Source organism: Enterococcus sp. DIV0806c (genome assembly GCF_051710905.1).
Lineage (GTDB): Bacteria > Bacillota > Bacilli > Lactobacillales > Enterococcaceae > Enterococcus_B > Enterococcus_B mundtii.
In genome coordinates this window covers 2,044,556-2,062,565 of sequence record NZ_JBIOLO010000001.1, presented here as the reverse complement: position 1 = coordinate 2,062,565, position 18,010 = coordinate 2,044,556, and the positions used below count along the sequence as shown (strand labels likewise).

Here is an 18,010-nt window from a genome sequence, read left to right as displayed (position 1 = left end):
TTAATCGTTTCAGACTTAGAGTATGTATGAGGGGACAGAGGTGTATCGAATATGGTTAATAGCATCTCTTTGCTCCTTCAATATTGCTGGTAAGATGCTGGTAAGAAAAAAATCACTGAGTAGGAATAAGTAAATCTATTTATATCTAGTTTTTAAATCAAAAAAACACCCGAAGAAAGGATTTCCTCGAGTGCTGTTCGTTGAGTGATGACATTAGCTACTTGTTCTCACGTTGTTCATTCGTTGTTTTCCACTGAATCTTCACTATCCGTAGGTTCCTCAGCAGGAATACCATGGATATCTTGGAAGGTTTTTGTTTCGTAAAGATTTTGTGTCGTTTGATTGTTGTTCTCACTGAAGACACTTGTTGATTTGTCACCAAGTGAACGCTCGGCATCATTTAGATGTTGCAAGCCATTTTTGTAATCAAACTTAGAAGTATCAAGTGGTTCTAAACCACTTTCTGTATAGAAACGAAGTAGATCGCCATTATTGATCTGGTCTGAAACAGCGAGTTGCTTGCTGACTGCTTCACGTAAGGCAGTAACTTCTGCTTGTTGTTCTTCAGTCATATCGGATAGGACTTCACCTGTTTGGGTATCGTAGACAGCTCCACCATAATAGGTGTACTTAGGTGAAACGAAGTCACCATCACGGAAAGCAACTAACTGGTTATTATCAGGTGAGAAGAGATCTTGTCCTAATTGGATATAATTTTTTGAATCAACACCTAACAAATGAAGCAATGTTGGTAAAGCATCGACTTGGCCACCATACGTATGATTGATTCCGCCTTTTGTTTGTCCAGGGATATGGATCATATATGGCACGCGTTGCATCGCTGCATTGTCAAAATTTGTCCAGGTCGAACTTGTTTTACCAACTAATTCAGCTAAAGATCTGTTTCTTGTATTAGAGATCCCATAGTGGTCACCGTATAAGACGATGACTGAGTTTTCATACAAGCCACTTGCTTTTAAATAGTTGAAGAATTCTTCTACCGCTGTGTCTAAATAGTTAGCTGTCGCAAAGTAACCATTGATTGTTTCATCGTTCGTATTTGCTACCGGGAATCCAGCTTCCTCATTTGTGAATTTTGAATAAGGGAAGTGATTCGATACAGCAATGAATTTTGAATAGAAAGGTTGTTGCATCCGTTCTAAATATTGGACGGATTGTTCAAAGAAAGGTTTGTCATGTAAACCGTATTGGAATGAGTTATCGTCATTCACGTCATAGTATGAAGCATCAAAGAAGTAATCATACCCAAAACTCTTATAGGTTTCGTTACGGTTCCAGAATGTACCAGCGTTACCATGGAATGCTGCACTGGTGTACCCTTTTGTTTGTTTTAAAATATTTGGTGCCGCTTGGAAAGTATTTTTACCACCAAGTTGAGTAAATAGAGACCCTTGGTTCAACCCGAATAATGAATTTTCCATCAATGTTTCTGCATCACTTGTTTTACCAGCTTTCACCTGATGGAAGAAGTTGTCAAAACTAAATGTTTCATTACTGTGGAACAAACTATTCAAGAAAGGCGTTACTTCATGTTCTACGCCATTTTCGTCTTTCAGTTTATAATCGATCACAAATTGTTGTAGGCTTTCTAAATGGATGTAGATGACATTCTTACCTTCAGCTAATCCGTAGAGATCTTGGTTTGGTTGAGCATAATGTTCTTTGACGTAAGTCGCTACTTCTTTCATATCATTTGGACTTGCTTCAGCTCGTACTTGGTTTGTTTGGTAGGTTTGGATACCGTCGTACACCATGAACGCGTTCAGTCCAAGATATTTAACTAAATAATCACGAGAGAAGGTACGTGTCAATAACTCTGGACGATCTGCTTCAGCTAAAAAGAGATTTCCTGAAAAGATCATCACTGCTAAAGTAGTAAAAGCAAACGCCATTCGAGCGCGTACAGGACGTGTGTCCATTTTGATTTTTTTCGTTGCTAAAAGTCCGACGATCAAAATGATATCGATCCAATAAAGGACATCATAAGGACGGAATAACCGTAAGGCACTTTCGCCTAAACCACTTGCGACTTTTCCGGCGCCTAGGATCGCGTTGATCGTAATAAAATCAGTGAACTCACGATAATAGATGATGTTAGAAAATAAGAGCAAGGTCAACAAGAAATAGATGACTAGCATCGTGATATACGCTGCTTTCGTTCGTCTAACATATAAGGCAATCCCTAAAAGAAGGATAGTCGTTGCGATTGGGTTGATGAACAAGATAAAATATTGGATGCCACTTTCAATCCCTAAATGGAAATCAAATAGATAAGTAGCAATCGTTTTGACCCATAACAAAACTGCTAGTAAAGAAAAAAATCCGAGCCTTTTATTTAAAAAAGCGGGTGTTTTTATTTTCAAATTAATCTTCCTTTCTGCACTCTTACATAAAAAAAGAGTGACATGAAACATACTCACGACTCACATACTCCTAACCATTTTACTAGTAGACCAAAATAGTGTCAATTGAAAGTACAAATCAAGCTTGATAGATTAAGATTTTCTTTAAGATCGCTAAGTTTTGTACAAAAATCTACACATGAAGAGGGAGACAGAAGTGCTCAGCACTGAAAAATCATGATGAAAAATCGGAAATCCTTCTTCAAATTGTCGTTTTTTCAAAATGTTTTCTGAAGGAGCTACTTTCGGAACACTGTGTATTTAGTTTTAGTGGGAGATAAGGAGTTTTTATTTTAGCTTTTTTCTAAGGAAAACTACCTACAAGACAAGGAATCTCTAAGACAAGAAGCGTGTTTTTTGTTATACTAAAAGGGAGAATGAAAAAGCAGGTGAGCCAATGAAACTAACAATAAAAAAAAGAGCAGTCAAGAAATTTTTAAAAGGCTATCCATTGATCCAAGAAGAAGATCTAGTCCAAATGAAAAAAACGACAGAATGGGTAGAATTAATTGATCAGCAAGGAAAATTTTTAGGAAAAGGCTATTTAGGAAAACAAAACAAAGGGATTGGTTGGGTACTCAGCCAAAAAGATGAACCATTTGATCAATCATTTTTTGAACTAAAATTTCTGACAGCTAAAGAAAAAAGGACAAGCTATTTTAATGATGAGCAGACAACAGCTTTTCGTTTGTTCAATGGAGAAGGAGATGGGATCGGTGGTTTGATCATTGACTACTACGATAGCTTTGCTGTCTTTTCTTGGTACAATGAAACCTTATATTTGGCTCGTGAAGTTTTATTAAAAGCTTTTCAAGCTGCTTATCCTGAAATTGTCGGAATCAACGAAAAAATTCGCTTTGAAACAACACGATTACCGGAGAGCCAGCATGTGACTGGAGAAGTGGCCAAAGAACCACTACTTGTCCAAGAAAATGGAGTGACTTATGCCACTTATTTGGATGAAGGTCTAATGACAGGGATTTTCCTTGACCAAAAAGAAGTCAGAGGGGCGTTGATCGATGGCTTAGCTTTAGGGAAATCAGTACTGAATATGTTTAGCTATACCGGTGCTTTTTCTGTAGCTGCTGCTATGGGTGGGGCAACAGAAACGACAAGTGTCGATCTAGCAAAACGAAGTTTGAAAAAAACTCGTGAACAATTTGAGGTCAACGGGTTGACACCTGATGCCCATAAAATCATCGTCATGGATGTTTTTGAATACTTTAAATATGCACAACGTAAAGGTTTCTCTTATGATGTAATCGTTTTGGACCCTCCAAGTTTTGCTCGGAACAAGAAAAAAGTCTTTCGTGTAGCCAAAAATTATGGTGAATTGGTGAAAGATAGCTTGTCGATCTTAGCCGATGAAGGAATCCTGATTGCCTCAACAAATGCAGCCAATGTGTCGATTGATCAATTTCAAGCAATGATCGAAGATGAACTAATCTCTGCTGAGTATGAGTACCAAATCAGCGGTGTTTATCGTTTGCCTGATGATTTTCAAACCATTGATTCTTTCCCAGAAGGAAATTATTTAAAGGTATTTGTTTATGAAATAAAAAAATAGAGAGGGCGTGAAGTCAATGTTTCAAGTAAAAGGAGTAAGATTTGGTACTGGACGTCCAAAAGTCTGTGCGCCCTTGACTGGTACAACTCGCGAAGAACTTCTGAGAGAAGCAATCCTGGCGAGGGAAGCCGGTGCTGATTTAGCTGAATGGCGTCTTGATTGTTATCATGATGTCTTCAACAAAGAACAACTAAAGGAAACGTTAGTACTGATCTATGAAATGTTAGAAAGACTACCATTGCTTTTGACTTTTCGAACCTTAGAAGAAGGTGGAACGCAAGATATTTCAATCAAAGACTACCACGATCTGTATAAATTTTTGATCGACACAGAATTAGTGGAAATGCTAGATATTGAGTTGTTCAAAATCGAAAGTATGGAAAAGGATCTGCTCCATGATATCCACCGCCGCCAGATCCCACTGGTCATCAGTAGCCACGATTTTAAAGAAACACCAGCAGATCCGGTCTTGCTGTATCGTTTGAATATGATGGAACATTTTGGTGCAAGTATTGGCAAAATTGCTGTGATGCCAAATAATGAACGTGATGTTTTGCGGATGATGGAATTGACTCGTCGCGCTCATGCGTTTGTGTCAATGCCTCTAGTCACTATGTCAATGGGTGAGCTTGGCATGGTCTCTCGACTTGCAGGCAACGTGACAGGTTCAGCCATCACTTTCGGTGCGTTAGATGCGACACGAGCTTCTGCACCTGGCCAATTACCAGTTAAAGAATTAAAACAAATCATTAGTTTACTCAATGAAAATTAAGCTAGACGAAGGTGAAGATTTTGGCAAAGAAGAAACCAGTAAAAACTAATGCTATCCGTATGGTAGAACAAAAAAAGATTGCTTATACAGAACATGAATATGCTTGGGATGAAGCACATATCAGTGCCTCATCCGTTGCTGCTCAGTTGCCAGGAAGTGAATCACGAATTTTTAAAACATTAGTAGCAGTGGGGAATAACACAGGTCCGATCGTTGCCGTTATCCCTGGAAGCACTGAACTTGATTTAAAAAAACTAGCAAAAGTCTCCGGCAATAAAAAAGTAGAAATGCTCCATCTCAAGGACTTGGAAAAAACGACCGGATATATTCGAGGTGGCTGTTCACCGATTGGTATGAAAAAATTATTCCCAACATTTATTGAAGAACAGGCAAAAGAATATGACCAGATCATTATCTCTGCTGGAAAACGCGGACTTCAAATGGAACTTGCTCCAGAAGCAATCGCTGAGTTGACCAATGCAACATTTGTCGATATCAAAATTTAAAAACCACAAACAAAAAGCAAAACAAATGCTGAAAGATCGATCCATGAAAGGCGAACGACACGCGTTGCCTTTCATGGATGTTTCATTCAAGCAATGTTTTGCTTTTCTTCTCTTACCATTGACTTTGCATCGCTGCGTGCATTCCTGAAACACGTCCCGTAGCAAAAGCTGCCGTGATATTAAAGCCACCTGTATACCCGTTTACATCAAGTAATTCACCGCCAAAAAACAGTCCGTTCAATACTTTGCTTTCCATGGTTTTTGGATTGACTTCTTTTAATGAAACGCCACCACCAGTAACAAAAGATTTCTCGATGGGAAATGTCTTATGGATCAATAGCTCAAAGTTTTTACATAATTCAGCAAATTCTTGGATTTGTTTTTCAGATGTTTGGCTACCAGTTAGTTCGGTCATTTCTAGCCGTTCAAGATAAAATTGGAGTAGACGTTCAGGTAGAAAACCACGCCACGCATTGATCAAATTCTTTTTCGATTCTTTACTTAGTTCCACTAACTCTCGTATCAGTTCTTCGACTGACTTCGTCGGGAAGCAATCTAAAGAAACAGTTACAGGTGCCTGCGTTTTTTGTAGCTCAGTGTTGATGAAACTGGAACACCTTAAAGCTGCTGGTCCAGAGATCCCAAAATGGGTAAATAAAAGATCCATCGTGTGCTCCGTGATCACTTTTCCTTTTTGGTTCAAGACACGTAACGTAATATCTTGTAAAGAAAGACCTTGCAACACTTTATCCGCAATAAATGACTCCTCAGAAATCAAAGGAGACTCTGTTGCATAAAGTGGTGTGATCGTGTGGCCTACTTTTTTGACCAATTTATACCCATCACCTGTTGCACCCGTAGAAGGATACGTGCGTCCACCAGTCGTCAAAATGACGCATTTTGCTTTAAATTCATCAAATTCAGTACGCACACCATAGATTTGGTTGTCCTTATGGATCAATTTTTCTACACGTTCGCCAAAAAACATCGTGACGTTCAATTCATTCAGACGATGAACCAGCGCTTCAATGATCGTTTTTGATTTATTTGTCACTGGAAACATCCGTCCGTGATCTTCTTCTTTTAAGTGAACTCCTTGTGATTCAAAGAATTCCATGATGTCAAAATTGTTGTATTGAGAAAATGTACTATATAAAAATTTACCATTTCCTGGGATATGCGCAATCAAATCATCAACAGGGCGATTATTTGTGACATTACATCGACCGCCACCAGTCATCAATAATTTTTTTCCTGCTTTTTTATTTTTTTCGATCAACAAGACATTGGCACCATACTCGGCTGCACTGATTGCAGCCATCATGCCACTTGTTCCTGCGCCAACAACAATCACGTCATAAGTTTTTTCCATTTTCTCACCTCACAGAGAGTGTAGCATATTTGAAGACGATTCGCAGAAAATGTTTTGACCTATGATTGAAATAAGCTAAAATAAAGTCAGATGAATAAAGGAGCGTGAACCTATGTCAAATGCAAAAGAATACGTACAAGCGATACAAGAAAAACTTCACCAAAAAGATGACGGCCAAATCGAGTTTCTACAAGCGGTCGATGAATTTATGCCTACGGTCATCCAATTTTTAGAAAAAAATCCAGAATACATTGAAAAAAATATTCTAGGGATTTTAGTTGAACCAGAACGAGTGATCCAATTCCGTGTTCCTTGGCAAGATGATCAAGGAAACTGGCAAGTGAATCGTGGGTACCGAATCCAATACAATTCAGCCATCGGACCATATAAAGGTGGCTTACGTTTTCATCCAAGTGTCAATTTGAGTATTTTAAAATTCTTAGCATTTGAACAAATTTTCAAGAACAGCCTGACAGGCCTACCAATCGGTGGCGGTAAAGGCGGAAGTGATTTTGATCCAAAAGGAAAATCGGATAATGAAATCATGCGCTTTTGTCAAAGTTTCATGTTGGAACTGGCAAAACATATCGGACCTTCAATTGATGTACCGGCAGGCGACATCGGTGTAGGTGCTCGTGAGATCGGCTATATGTATGGTGCCTATAAACGATTGAAACAATATGATGCAGGTGTTTTGACAGGTAAACCTTTAGATTTCTGGGGAAGTAAGATCCGCACAGAAGCAACAGGTTATGGCTTAGTTTATTATGTGAAACATCTATTGAACGAAGAACAAGATTCATTTGCTGGCAAAACAGTGATGGTCTCAGGTAGTGGGAATGTGGCAATCTATGCAATCGAAAAAGTCCATGAACTGGGTGGGAAAGTCGTTACTTGTTCTGATTCAGGTGGCTATATCTATGACCCAGAAGGTATCGATCTTGATCTATTAAAAGAATTAAAAGAAGTCAAAAGAGCCCGTTTAACAGAATACGCCAAAGAACGCTCATCGGCTGAATACCACGAAAATGAATCGGTTTGGACATTGAAACAAGCGGCTGACATTGCTTTACCTTGTGCAACACAAAATGAAATCGACGGACAATTGGCAGAGATCCTTGTAGAAAATGGCGTGAAGATCGTCGCAGAAGGTGCGAACATGCCATCCACATTAGATGCTGTTTCAGTCTATGAAAAAGCAGACATCTGGTATTGTCCAGGAAAAGCTGCCAATGCTGGTGGTGTAGCTGTATCTGCGCTAGAAATGAGCCAAAATTCACAACGCTTGGTGTGGGAAAGCAGCCAAGTCGATGCACAACTCGACGAGATCATGGCGACGATCTATCAAACGTGTCGTAAAACTGCCAAAGAATTTGGCAACGAAAAAAATCTTTTGCTTGGTGCCAATGTGGCAGGTTTTGAAAAAGTCGCAAAAGTAATGGCTATGCAAGGTTTAGTATAAAAAATGGAAGTTTCTTGCAAATATTAGAAGCTTCTCGCATATTTGCTTGAAAAATAATAAAAAAAAACGTAAAGTATATCTGTAGATTGAAACTTTTAAGGAGGAACAAAAATGGCACACATTCATTTTGACTATTCAAAAGTTGCACCATTTGTCAATGAACATGAGTTAGGCTATATGCAGAGTCAAGTTACTGCTGCAGACAAATTATTACGAGAAGGAACTGGCGCAGGCAGCGATTTCCGAGGATGGATCGACCTACCTACGAACTACGACAAAGAAGAATTTGATCGTATCAAAGCTGCTGCTAAGAAAATCCAATCTGATTCTGAAGTCCTTGTGGTCATCGGTATCGGTGGTTCTTATTTAGGTGCTCGTGCAGCAATCGATTTCTTACAACATACCTTCTATAACTTGTTGGGAAGCGACAAACGCCAAACACCACAAATTTTCTTCGCTGGAAACTCAATCAGCTCAACTTATCTTGCTGACTTGATCGAAGTGATCGGCGACCGTGACTTCTCAGTAAATGTCATTTCAAAATCAGGAACAACGACTGAGCCAGCCATTGCATTCCGTGTATTCAAAGAATTACTTGTTAAAAAATATGGTCAAGAAGAAGCAAACAAACGCATCTACGCTACAACAGACAAAGCAAAAGGGGCTGTTAAAGTAGAAGCAGACGCAGAAGGATGGGAAACATTTGTGATTCCTGATGACGTCGGTGGACGTTTCTCTGTATTGACAGCAGTTGGTTTATTACCGATCGCCGCAAGCGGAGCAGATATCGATGCCTTGATGCAAGGTGCTGCCGATGCAAGCAAAGCTTATTCAAGCGACAAACTTGAAGAAAACGAAGCTTACCAATATGCAGCAATGCGTAATATTCTTTACCGTAAAGGCAAAGTTACTGAATTATTGATCAACTACGAACCAGGAATGCAATATTTCTCTGAGTGGTGGAAACAATTATTCGGCGAATCAGAAGGTAAAGATCAAAAAGGAATCTACCCTTCAAGTGCAAACTTCTCAACAGACTTGCACTCACTTGGACAATACATCCAAGAAGGACGTCGCAATATCTTCGAAACAATCGTAAAAGTTGAAAAACCACGTAAATCGATTACGATTCCAGAACAAGCAGAAGACTTGGACGGACTTGGTTATTTACAAGGAAAAGAAATCGACTTTGTAAATACAAAAGCTTTTGAAGGTACATTATTAGCTCATACAGACGGCGATGTACCAAACCTATTAGTTAAAATCCCTACAATGGATGCTTACACATTAGGTTACACAATGTACTTCTTTGAAATTGCTGTCGGCATTTCAGGTTACTTGAATGGTATCAACCCATTCGACCAACCAGGAGTAGAAGCTTACAAGAAAAACATGTTTGCTCTACTAGGCAAACCAGGGTTTGAAGACCTTGCGAAAGAATTGAACGAACGCCTGTAAGATGGGGGTTAGATTACTGATAAAAAATCAGTGCTCAAAATATGTTCCCTTCGAAATAAAATGTGGTACCCATTCTGGTACCCAAAACGAAAGGATGGCTGATTTAGCCATCCTTTTTATTTCTAGTTAGATAGTGGCTTTTTGAAATATACTCTGAGTAAAGAAAAGTAGTATTTAGCTTGAATAGAGCTACGATCATCTGTTAGGTAAAGTATTTTTTGGTTCAAGATAGAATACAATAAACCGAGAGCCAAAATGCAAATTAACCTATTTAATAGACAGTTCAATTAAAACGAAAGGGGATAAGGTGGATAGTATCTACAAAATAAATTCAAGAAGGTATCGATATCAATTGAACCAAAGTTACATAAGACTATTTAGATAATAAGCTCAAAAAAACAGTTGGTGAGAGTTATAATTTGTATCCTGAGGTGATACGTGCTATATTAAATGAGTAATCTAATTTGAAACGTAATCTGAGCTATATATTCACACTATAAAAACTCCTTTTACCAAGTAATGTTAATTGCAACAAAACACGTATGATTTACGTAATAGGAGGAAATATATATGAATAACGGTACAGTAAAATGGTTTAACTCAGACAAAGGTTTTGGATTTATCACTGGTGAAGATGGACAAGATGTGTTTGCACATTTTTCAGCTATCCAAGGTGAAGGCTTTAAGACTTTAGATGAAGGTCAAGCAGTTACTTTTGATATCGAAGATGGTCAACGTGGACCACAAGCAGTAAATATCAATAAATAATTCAATAGACGAATTTGAACCATCTCCTTGTGAGATGGTTTTTTTTGTTATTAGGAATAGATACGAAAATTTTGGAAACATTTGAAAAATTAAGTAAACTATTATTTAATGATCAGTAGGTAGAGATAGGAAGAAGCACCATAAGTGGTTGATAAGGAATACATGAATTTTGTATCATTCATAAAATTCAAAGAATAATAGATGATTCTTCTGGCCATTAGAGAATGGATCGATCAAAAAGGAATAACTATTCTGTCACTTTATTAAGTTTTTGAAACATACAGCTATTTTTAATACGCGTAAAATCAGAAAATCAAATGCTCTTAAAGTAATTAGAAAAGAGGAAAAGTATATGAAATACGTCATTATAACCCAAGAACATTCTGATTGGCTTTCAGTAGCTCATTCTATTCGTCAATTTGAATGGAAAGCAGCAAAGTATATAGCAGAAAAAATGGAAAAACAAGAATTTACAGATTGGGAATCCGTGATTATTGCAAAAGATGGAAATCCTGTTGTAGGATTCTGTACTCTTGTAAAAAAAGACATTATTGATACGAAGGACTACACGCCTAACATTGCCACTGTTTTTGTCGCGCCAGAATATCGAGGGAAGCATATCAGCAAAAAATTAGTTACAGCAGGTGAAAATAAACTAAAGGAAATTGGTTTCGGCAGTGTATATATAACAACTCAACATGAAGGGTTATATGAAAAATGGGGATATCAGGAAATAACTAAGGAAAATGATCGGTTTGGACGATTGATGCGGGTATTAAAAAAAAATTTGATGAATGAAAGATCCGAATGAATAGGATCGGTTCATACTAAGCGATTAATCAGTTGTTTGAATAAGTAAAACAAGTATGCAGACATCTTTGTTCGTATTTATTGAACATTGATTTGACGTTTTCGTAAGCTCATTCTTAGTAAAAATCATGGGAAATTCAATATGTTTTTCACATATTATTTGTAAGATTAAGCGAATTCAAAAATACTGATAGGAGAATTTTTTCATGAAGAGAATTTTAGTGATTGTTTTAGGTATAACTGTGTTATTAAGTGGGAGTATGTTTTGGAATAGTAAAGATGTGGCAGCAAAGGAACAAAGTGGCACTTACCTTCTAGGGTGTACCATGAGAATAGAAGGAAAACAGTATAAATGGAGAGAAGCGTCATTTGGTGGTACGAACAGAGGATATGAAATCAACCCAGGGAAATATCGCTACCAATTAAGTCCAAATCCACATAAAGATCCTTGGTATAATAAAAACCAACTGAAGTTTTATAACCAAGGTGCTGATCAAATCGAAAAACAGGCAAATGAAGAGAAATGGCAGAGCAAAGGATGGCCTGATACTATCAAAAATATTACGATCCATGGTATTGAGTACACATTGACAAAATAAAAATGTGAATGGTACAAATTTATGCTACTAGAATGATGAATCAAAAGAATAAGCGTAAATGTTTGTATTCTTAGGTAATACATGGTATATTAAATAAGTAATCTAATTTGAAACGTAATCTGAGCGATATATTCACACTATAAAAACTCCTTTTACCAAGTAATGTTAATTGCAACAAAACACGTATGATCTACGTAATAGGAGGAAATATATATGAATAACGGTACAGTAAAATGGTTTAACTCAGACAAAGGTTTTGGATTTATCACTGGTGAAGATGGACAAGATGTGTTTGCACATTTTTCAGCTATCCAAGGTGAAGGCTTTAAGACTTTAGATGAAGGCCAAGCAGTTACTTTTGATATTGAAGATGGTCAACGTGGACCACAAGCAGTAAATATCAATAAATAATTCAATAGACGAATTTGAACCATCTCCTTGTGAGATGGTTTTTTTGTTAAATAGTAAGATTTTAAAAACTAGAACAGAAAGCATCAACGGAATGAAGATACACCAAAACAACGGCAGTTACGCCGCATCAATGTGTTGGTAAAGTAATGTCAGCAAGTAATCTGTACTATTGATGCGTATGTTAGAAAACGCTAGTCAATAAAATATATAAAAGGTAAGCTGGAGACAAAACTAACTGTAAATATTTTTTCTTCTCCTAAAACCGAGTGAACTGTGTAAGTAGAAAAGATTATTTGAAATAAAAAGTTATCTGTAAAAAATACAAATAATATTTTTACAGATAACTTTTTACTTTTTTTTGAATAGACAACAAACTCATAAAGAGAAGGTGTTATAAATAATAGCGCTTTCTTTTTTTGCGGTTATAAAAACTTATTTACCACGTTGATCATTTCTTTGGATAAGTTATAGATATCCATTGGTTCGGATAGCTCATAAATCGTCTTATTTTCATCGTTCAATTCGATTTTCATACCAGTTGAATTAAAACGAACACGTAAAATCCATTTTCTAATATTGTCGTCTAATAGGATATTAAAATAGCTTTTATTATCTCTATAAAATAGTCGATTTAATGGAATGGTATCCTTTAAGACAACTTTGCAAATGGTATAAGCTTCTAGCTCTTCTGGGGTAGTAATAACTTCACTGTCACTTTCATCTGTTGTGTCTGATTGAGATTTAGCTTCATTTTCATCTGTAATAACTGATGTTTTCAATGCTGCACTTAATTTATCATTTACTTTTTCAGCAATAAATTGATTCATTCCTTTTTTTATGATGGGTTTAAATTTTTCTATTGTCTGTTTTGTTTTCATCCCCTCATAAATTTCGCCTAATAGATACTTAACGAAGTTATCGGAAGGCTCATTTAATTCAGAAGTGAGATAAGATTTTAATGAACTGAGATACTTTAATTCTGCCGCAGAGCTTGTGATTTTATCAACGTCAAAATTATCTTTATGAAATTTTGCTAATTCAGGAATCTGGTTATCTTTAATTTTTGTGATATTTATAGTTAAAAAAGGTGTCAAATCCATCTTATTAGGCTCGTCTAAATCAGTAAAAAATTTATATTCTTCGCCATTTGTTAATATTCCAAACTTAGATGTTGTTGTTCCAAAATATCTGAACAATTGAGAATCATGTTTCGTTAGCTGTTGATTGATTGACTTTGCTTCGATTAATATAGTGGGTTTTCCATCTAAGACAATAGCATAGTCAACTTTTTCTCCCTTTTTTATGCCAACATCTGCTGTAAATTCTGGTACAAATTCTGTGGGGTTAAATAAGTCATAGCCTAAAGTTGCAAAGAACGGCATGATCAAAGATGTTTTGGTTGCCTCCTCTGTACCAATACTATCTTTTAGCTCAATAACTCTTTTACCTAACTGTTTTAAATTATCTTGAAACTTTTCCAATTCCATAATTGCCCTCCTGATAGTTTCTTACTCCCATTTATCGGCAGGTAGTAGTAGTCGCCAAATCTATATTATCGAGGACTTACCCCACTAAGTCCTAAATAAACATAATAATAGTACACTTATTAAATCAAAAACCGATAACAACTCTCTGGAAGGCCATAAAGTCTTGTCAGCTCTTCCACTTCTCTTGGGTAAGTTTCCGTATCTTCTTTGTACAAGGAAACGATCAAATTCGAAGCAAAGCAGTTGGCTTCGCTTTCAGATTTGCTTCTTGAATTTCTAGAGGACACATAGTAACTAGATATTTCCCGATGGAACAAAGCATGTCCAAGTTCATGGGCACAAATGTAAAAACGTTCTTCTGATTCTTTCAGTGAGTTGTTCAATAAAATAATAGGGGAGCCTAATAGTTCTTGAAACTGTCCTTTTGGATTATCGAGAAAAGAAACATATCTGATTTCTATTCCTAATTTTTCAGCAATCACAAAAGGATTGGCGGTATCATAGGTACGCTTCAGTTCGCTTACTAGTTTGATAATATCCATCTCCATATATGCTCACTTCTCTTTGCCGCGTTTTCGAAATTCCCAGAAAAGTCCCGTCAATACATCTTTTACACGTTGCTTTTCCTGTTCTGTCAAAGTTTCTCCACCATACGCCATGTTGACATTTGAATTGAGCATTTTGTCTAACTCAAATAAATCATCTTTATTTGCCCATTTCGGCGCTTGGTTGCTGCCCAATAAGAAATCAGTTGTTACCCCAAAATAATCTGCAACTTTTTTTAAATTTTCCGACTTTGGTGAAACACGATCCCATCTTCTGATCTGGCCATTAGAGATTCCTACGGCACGTTCGACTTCAGCAAAGGTTACGTTTTTTTCTTCTGCTAATTGTTTGATTCGCGCAACGAGTGTCATAAGGAACCACCTTTCTTGATATTTTGATAGCATAAAAGTTATTATAGTTGACAATTAGCTTTTAAGCTATTATAGTTTGCTTATAGATTGATTCAATTGTTTGAAAAGTGAAGAATACAGTCACTTAAAAGTTCTTTCAATCGATCATATTAAGATAAAGCGTATTCTTTTTATTTCTAATGACTTTATAATAGCTTAAAAGTTATTTGGTGTCAAAGATGATGAACATTGAATTCTAATTAACAATGTAGTAGCAGGTTGCGATGGGTAAGGATAAACAAAGGTTAGGTATTCCATAAAGTGGAGGGTGAGCAAAATGATTGTAGAGAATGCTGTGGTATTGAATGAGTTTAGAAATCTTGTAAATAATGTGTACATTCAGATTTTTGTATTGATTCTATGTCTTGATTTTATTAGCGGTATCTGTCTGAAAACAGGGAAAAAGAAACGATTTAAACGTTCTGTGATGAAAGATGTGATCAAATATTTACTGATTTTCCTTATTGTTATGATTGCTTATCCCTATCTAAAGATTACAGGATTTGAAGCAATTGGTATTGCTTTGGTGTTCTCGTATTCTGCCATCTATGGCTTGTCTGTTATTGAAAATCTAAGGAAACTAGGAATACCTGTACCTGATTTTGTTAAAGTACGTTTGAAAAAATGGCGTGATTTCTCAGAGGAGCAGGGGAAGTACAAAAAATGATCGAGAGGATTTTCTTAAAAAGTACTGCAAGGATATTCTTATTATTTGGAGCAAACAAAAAAGACGTTTCTATGGCTCGTTTAGCCAAAAACGTCTTTTAATTCTCTATAGAATTATCAGCTGACATGAAAAGGGAACACTCCTTAGTTAGATTCGTGTAGCGCTTTTACTGCTTGCTCAATGGTGATCCCATAAGCGATGTGTTGTTCGTTCATTGCATCGATTGCCATGAAGCGATTCGTTGAACTATCAAATGCTACACGATAGCTGATGCTTGTTTTTGTGAATGTCATAGATATTTCTCCTTTCATTGGTATTTGTGTATTCATGAAATTTTTCATAAAACTTCCGAATACACCTTAAGTTTAGCACCATTCTAAAATTTGGGCAATCAATGTGCTATAAGATAGCTGTTGCTAGTTTACTTGAAATTAATTCTCTGAAATTCCCATCAATAATCCAATCATTAATAAGATAAATATACCAGTTTGAATATAGACCATCATTATTCACCTCTTTAAGCCCAGTGTATCTCTTTTTTGGTTTGGACTCACGAACAGTGGGGGATAATGTTCAAACAAAATTGTCATATTTTGGGTTGAAATGACTGGAATAATAGCAAAACAGGAATCAAAATAGTGAAAATTGAAAGCGTTGAGCAAACACTTGCTTTGAGATATTTCGCAAACTTCATTATAATAAAAGAAAGGGGGCGAATCGCTATGCAAAAAAGAAAAAATTCTGGTAAATTAAGCATTTTTCTAGCAGTTATATCTGCTATACCTGCTGTTTTAGCAGTCGTTCGAGCTATTAAGGAATCAAAGCAAAGATAAACTAAATAAAACGTGTCGCTTACTTATCCGATGGGATAGTGAGCGACACGTTTTTATATTAACCAACACCTAGAACAAAGTTTAATAACTTGTCTGAGTAAGTAATTTCTCCTTCTGACTCTCTGACCGTATCATTCAATGCTTGCATATCATCTGTAATAATACCATCTACACCATAAAACATCATTCGGCTCATGTCGTCTGAATCATTAGGTGTCCATACATAGACTTTCTTACCATCCTGATGGGCAGAATCAATAAAGTTACGATTGATCGTGCTGTACTCCATGGTTAAGAAATCCGCAGGTGTTACTGGAGGGCCAACTAGATTAAAAGGCAAAATGTAGCCAACATAAAAATTGGGGTTTTCAGCTTTTAGATCTGAGACTGTTTGATAAGTCAAACTTTGTAAAATATGTCCATGTATTAAAATAGTTTCTTCATATTTTTTAACAAAGTTTTTGACTAAATTATCCGAATCTTTTCGAGTCGTTTTGATTTCGATCAACAACTTCTGGTTCAATTCATTTGCTCGTTTTAAATACGTATCGAATGAAACCAATGGTTCTTTGGCACCATTTTCAGTCACAGTCAATTTTTCCAGTTCTGCTAAAGTTAGGTCTTGCGGTGCTTTATTGACTCCAGTCAAATTTCTTAAATTGAAATCATGCATGACCACGAATTGACCATCTTTTGTTTCTTGGATGTCCATTTCTACATAATCTGGATGATAATCTTTGCTCGTCTTTTCTAGTGCAGCAATCGTATTTTGTGCGCTGTTCCCTAAGCTAACGCCACGATGGGAAATCGTTAAAGGTTTTGTTTCAGAAGCAGATGTCAGGTAATTCATATTGTAAATACAAACACCAACACCAAAGAAAACAGCAAATAAAGTAAACGCAGTATTTTTTAAAGCTGTGTGTTTTTTGGGCACTTCTTGTGAAGAGAACCAGCTGGGAATATCTGGTAAGAAACCTTCATCATCCATAAAGTCTACAATGACGTAAAAAATTCCGACGGTAGACATCACAATATTGAACAAAAGAACGCCTTGTAAGAGTGTCATGGCAAAAACAGCACTAATCAATGAGTAATCGGAGAAATATTCCTCAACAAAGATCTGACCTGACAAGATTGCCAAGTAACTGATTGTTGAAATCAATAAAATCGTACCACTGATCACTAAAAATTGACCTGAAATCGCAAAAAAACGTGCTTTGGTCAAACGCCAACTCTCACGGATCGCTTCACGAAAAGGGCGATCTCTTAAAATCATTTCAGGTAATGCAAAGATTAAACGAATCCCGATATAGCCGAGGAAGACATAGACAAGTAGAAAAGAACTTACGATGATCCAGCGGTTAGTGAAAATAAAATCCATAATAAATGCAGGAATTTTTATTTTAGAAAGTAAGTCTGAATTAAAACTTAATCCGCTGATTGGTAAAATCAAAAAAAAGTAAGCTAAGAAAAATAAAAAAATCATCGGACGAACTTTTTTTATTTGTCGGATGGTCAACTGCAATAATTGCTTCAATGAAATTGGTTCTTGTTTTTTGATGAAATAAACACTCATTAGCAAAAAAGTAAACTCAAAATAGACTAAGAGCAAAATCAACAATAAGACAGCAATCAAGGAGAAGAAAACTCCTGGATGTTGCGAAATCAGTGTGGGGATATTATCCGTTGAAAGATAATCGATCGACCCACGTTGTAAAATCAAGCGTGTCATACTACCAAGCAAAGGCAAACAAATAAACAAAATAAACCCATGCATCAGAACTACATCACGAAAATAAGCTTGTGTTCCTTTAAGGAAGTCCCAAGCATTTCCTAAACTTCGTTTTAAATAAACGATCATTATTATCACCTACTCCTAACATTATAGCGCAAAAAACATAAAAAAGGAGTACTGCAGG

At 36.4% G+C, this 18,010-nt stretch carries 18 protein-coding genes; 11 read left to right on the top strand and 7 right to left on the bottom strand.

The genetic code is table 11. The features are described 5' to 3' along the window. Positions 1-236 precede the first annotated feature (236 nt). Positions 237-2,435, bottom strand: coding sequence for an LTA synthase family protein (locus tag IGK77_RS09685; protein ID WP_416829469.1), 2,199 nt, complete (start codon positions 2,433-2,435; stop codon positions 237-239). A gap of 385 nt (positions 2,436-2,820) precedes the next feature. On the opposite strand from IGK77_RS09685, the gene IGK77_RS09680 reads away from it, so the two are divergent. From IGK77_RS09680 to ybaK, 3 genes are read left to right on the top strand one after another with little or no spacing between them, the layout of a single operon-like run. Then, positions 2,821-3,990: a class I SAM-dependent rRNA methyltransferase gene (locus tag IGK77_RS09680; RefSeq protein WP_074800833.1), complete on the top strand. Its 1,170-nt coding sequence runs from the start codon at positions 2,821-2,823 to the stop codon at positions 3,988-3,990. Between the two features lie 16 nt (positions 3,991-4,006). Next, on the top strand, positions 4,007-4,762 hold the full coding sequence (gene aroD / locus IGK77_RS09675; protein ID WP_071866815.1) for a type I 3-dehydroquinate dehydratase: 756 nt from the start codon (positions 4,007-4,009) through the stop codon (positions 4,760-4,762). 20 nt (positions 4,763-4,782) lie between these two features. After that, entirely contained in the window at positions 4,783-5,268 is a 486-nt protein-coding gene (gene ybaK / locus IGK77_RS09670) for a Cys-tRNA(Pro) deacylase (protein ID WP_010735105.1), read from the top strand. A gap of 112 nt (positions 5,269-5,380) precedes the next feature. Here ybaK and IGK77_RS09665 read toward each other — a convergent pair whose 3' ends face one another. After that, positions 5,381-6,640 (bottom strand): NAD(P)/FAD-dependent oxidoreductase, encoded by a 1,260-nt coding sequence (locus IGK77_RS09665; RefSeq protein WP_071866814.1) that lies wholly within the window; start codon positions 6,638-6,640, stop codon positions 5,381-5,383. A gap of 112 nt (positions 6,641-6,752) precedes the next feature. On the opposite strand from IGK77_RS09665, the gene gdhA reads away from it, so the two are divergent. The 6 genes from gdhA (at position 6,753) to IGK77_RS09635 (ending at position 12,148) form a co-directional block, all read left to right on the top strand. Beyond that, a complete protein-coding gene (gene gdhA, locus IGK77_RS09660; protein ID WP_074800830.1) occupies positions 6,753-8,102 on the top strand; it encodes an NADP-specific glutamate dehydrogenase in 1,350 nt (449 codons plus the stop codon). Between the two features lie 111 nt (positions 8,103-8,213). Beyond that, entirely contained in the window at positions 8,214-9,560 is a 1,347-nt protein-coding gene (locus IGK77_RS09655) for a glucose-6-phosphate isomerase (protein ID WP_074800827.1), read from the top strand. Positions 9,561-10,130: 570 nt separating this feature from the next. Further along, complete coding sequence (locus IGK77_RS09650; RefSeq protein WP_019722950.1) at positions 10,131-10,328, top strand: cold-shock protein; 198 nt, start codon at positions 10,131-10,133, stop codon at positions 10,326-10,328. Between the two features lie 352 nt (positions 10,329-10,680). After that, complete coding sequence (locus IGK77_RS09645; protein WP_260697619.1) at positions 10,681-11,139, top strand: GNAT family N-acetyltransferase; 459 nt, start codon at positions 10,681-10,683, stop codon at positions 11,137-11,139. 205 nt (positions 11,140-11,344) lie between these two features. Then, a complete protein-coding gene (locus IGK77_RS09640; RefSeq protein ID WP_071868102.1) occupies positions 11,345-11,737 on the top strand; it encodes a hypothetical protein in 393 nt (130 codons plus the stop codon). A 213-nt stretch (positions 11,738-11,950) separates the two neighbouring features. Further along, a complete protein-coding gene (locus IGK77_RS09635; RefSeq protein ID WP_019722950.1) occupies positions 11,951-12,148 on the top strand; it encodes a cold-shock protein in 198 nt (65 codons plus the stop codon). Between the two features lie 422 nt (positions 12,149-12,570). Here the strand turns inward: IGK77_RS09635 and IGK77_RS09630 are convergent, their stop codons facing one another. The 3 genes from IGK77_RS09630 to IGK77_RS09620 all read right to left on the bottom strand — a co-directional run bounded on the left by IGK77_RS09630 (position 12,571) and on the right by IGK77_RS09620 (position 14,552). Next, entirely contained in the window at positions 12,571-13,635 is a 1,065-nt protein-coding gene (locus IGK77_RS09630; protein WP_074800825.1) for a type I restriction endonuclease, read from the bottom strand. Positions 13,636-13,754: 119 nt separating this feature from the next. Further along, on the bottom strand, positions 13,755-14,183 hold the full coding sequence (locus IGK77_RS09625; RefSeq protein WP_019722947.1) for an ImmA/IrrE family metallo-endopeptidase: 429 nt from the start codon (positions 14,181-14,183) through the stop codon (positions 13,755-13,757). A gap of 6 nt (positions 14,184-14,189) precedes the next feature. Beyond that, positions 14,190-14,552, bottom strand: coding sequence for a helix-turn-helix domain-containing protein (locus IGK77_RS09620; RefSeq protein ID WP_071866811.1), 363 nt, complete (start codon positions 14,550-14,552; stop codon positions 14,190-14,192). 316 nt (positions 14,553-14,868) lie between these two features. Between IGK77_RS09620 and IGK77_RS09615 the strand changes: the two genes are divergently transcribed. After that, positions 14,869-15,258: a phage holin family protein gene (locus IGK77_RS09615; protein ID WP_071866810.1), complete on the top strand. Its 390-nt coding sequence runs from the start codon at positions 14,869-14,871 to the stop codon at positions 15,256-15,258. Positions 15,259-15,401: 143 nt separating this feature from the next. Here IGK77_RS09615 and IGK77_RS09610 read toward each other — a convergent pair whose 3' ends face one another. Next, positions 15,402-15,551 (bottom strand): hypothetical protein, encoded by a 150-nt coding sequence (locus IGK77_RS09610; RefSeq protein WP_010735118.1) that lies wholly within the window; start codon positions 15,549-15,551, stop codon positions 15,402-15,404. 345 nt (positions 15,552-15,896) lie between these two features. Between IGK77_RS09610 and IGK77_RS09605 the strand changes: the two genes are divergently transcribed. After that, positions 15,897-16,091 (top strand): hypothetical protein, encoded by a 195-nt coding sequence (locus IGK77_RS09605; RefSeq protein WP_034687708.1) that lies wholly within the window; start codon positions 15,897-15,899, stop codon positions 16,089-16,091. Between the two features lie 58 nt (positions 16,092-16,149). Here the strand turns inward: IGK77_RS09605 and IGK77_RS09600 are convergent, their stop codons facing one another. After that, on the bottom strand, positions 16,150-17,949 hold the full coding sequence (locus tag IGK77_RS09600; protein ID WP_177187683.1) for a glycerophosphoryl diester phosphodiesterase membrane domain-containing protein: 1,800 nt from the start codon (positions 17,947-17,949) through the stop codon (positions 16,150-16,152). Positions 17,950-18,010: the final 61 nt, after the last annotated feature.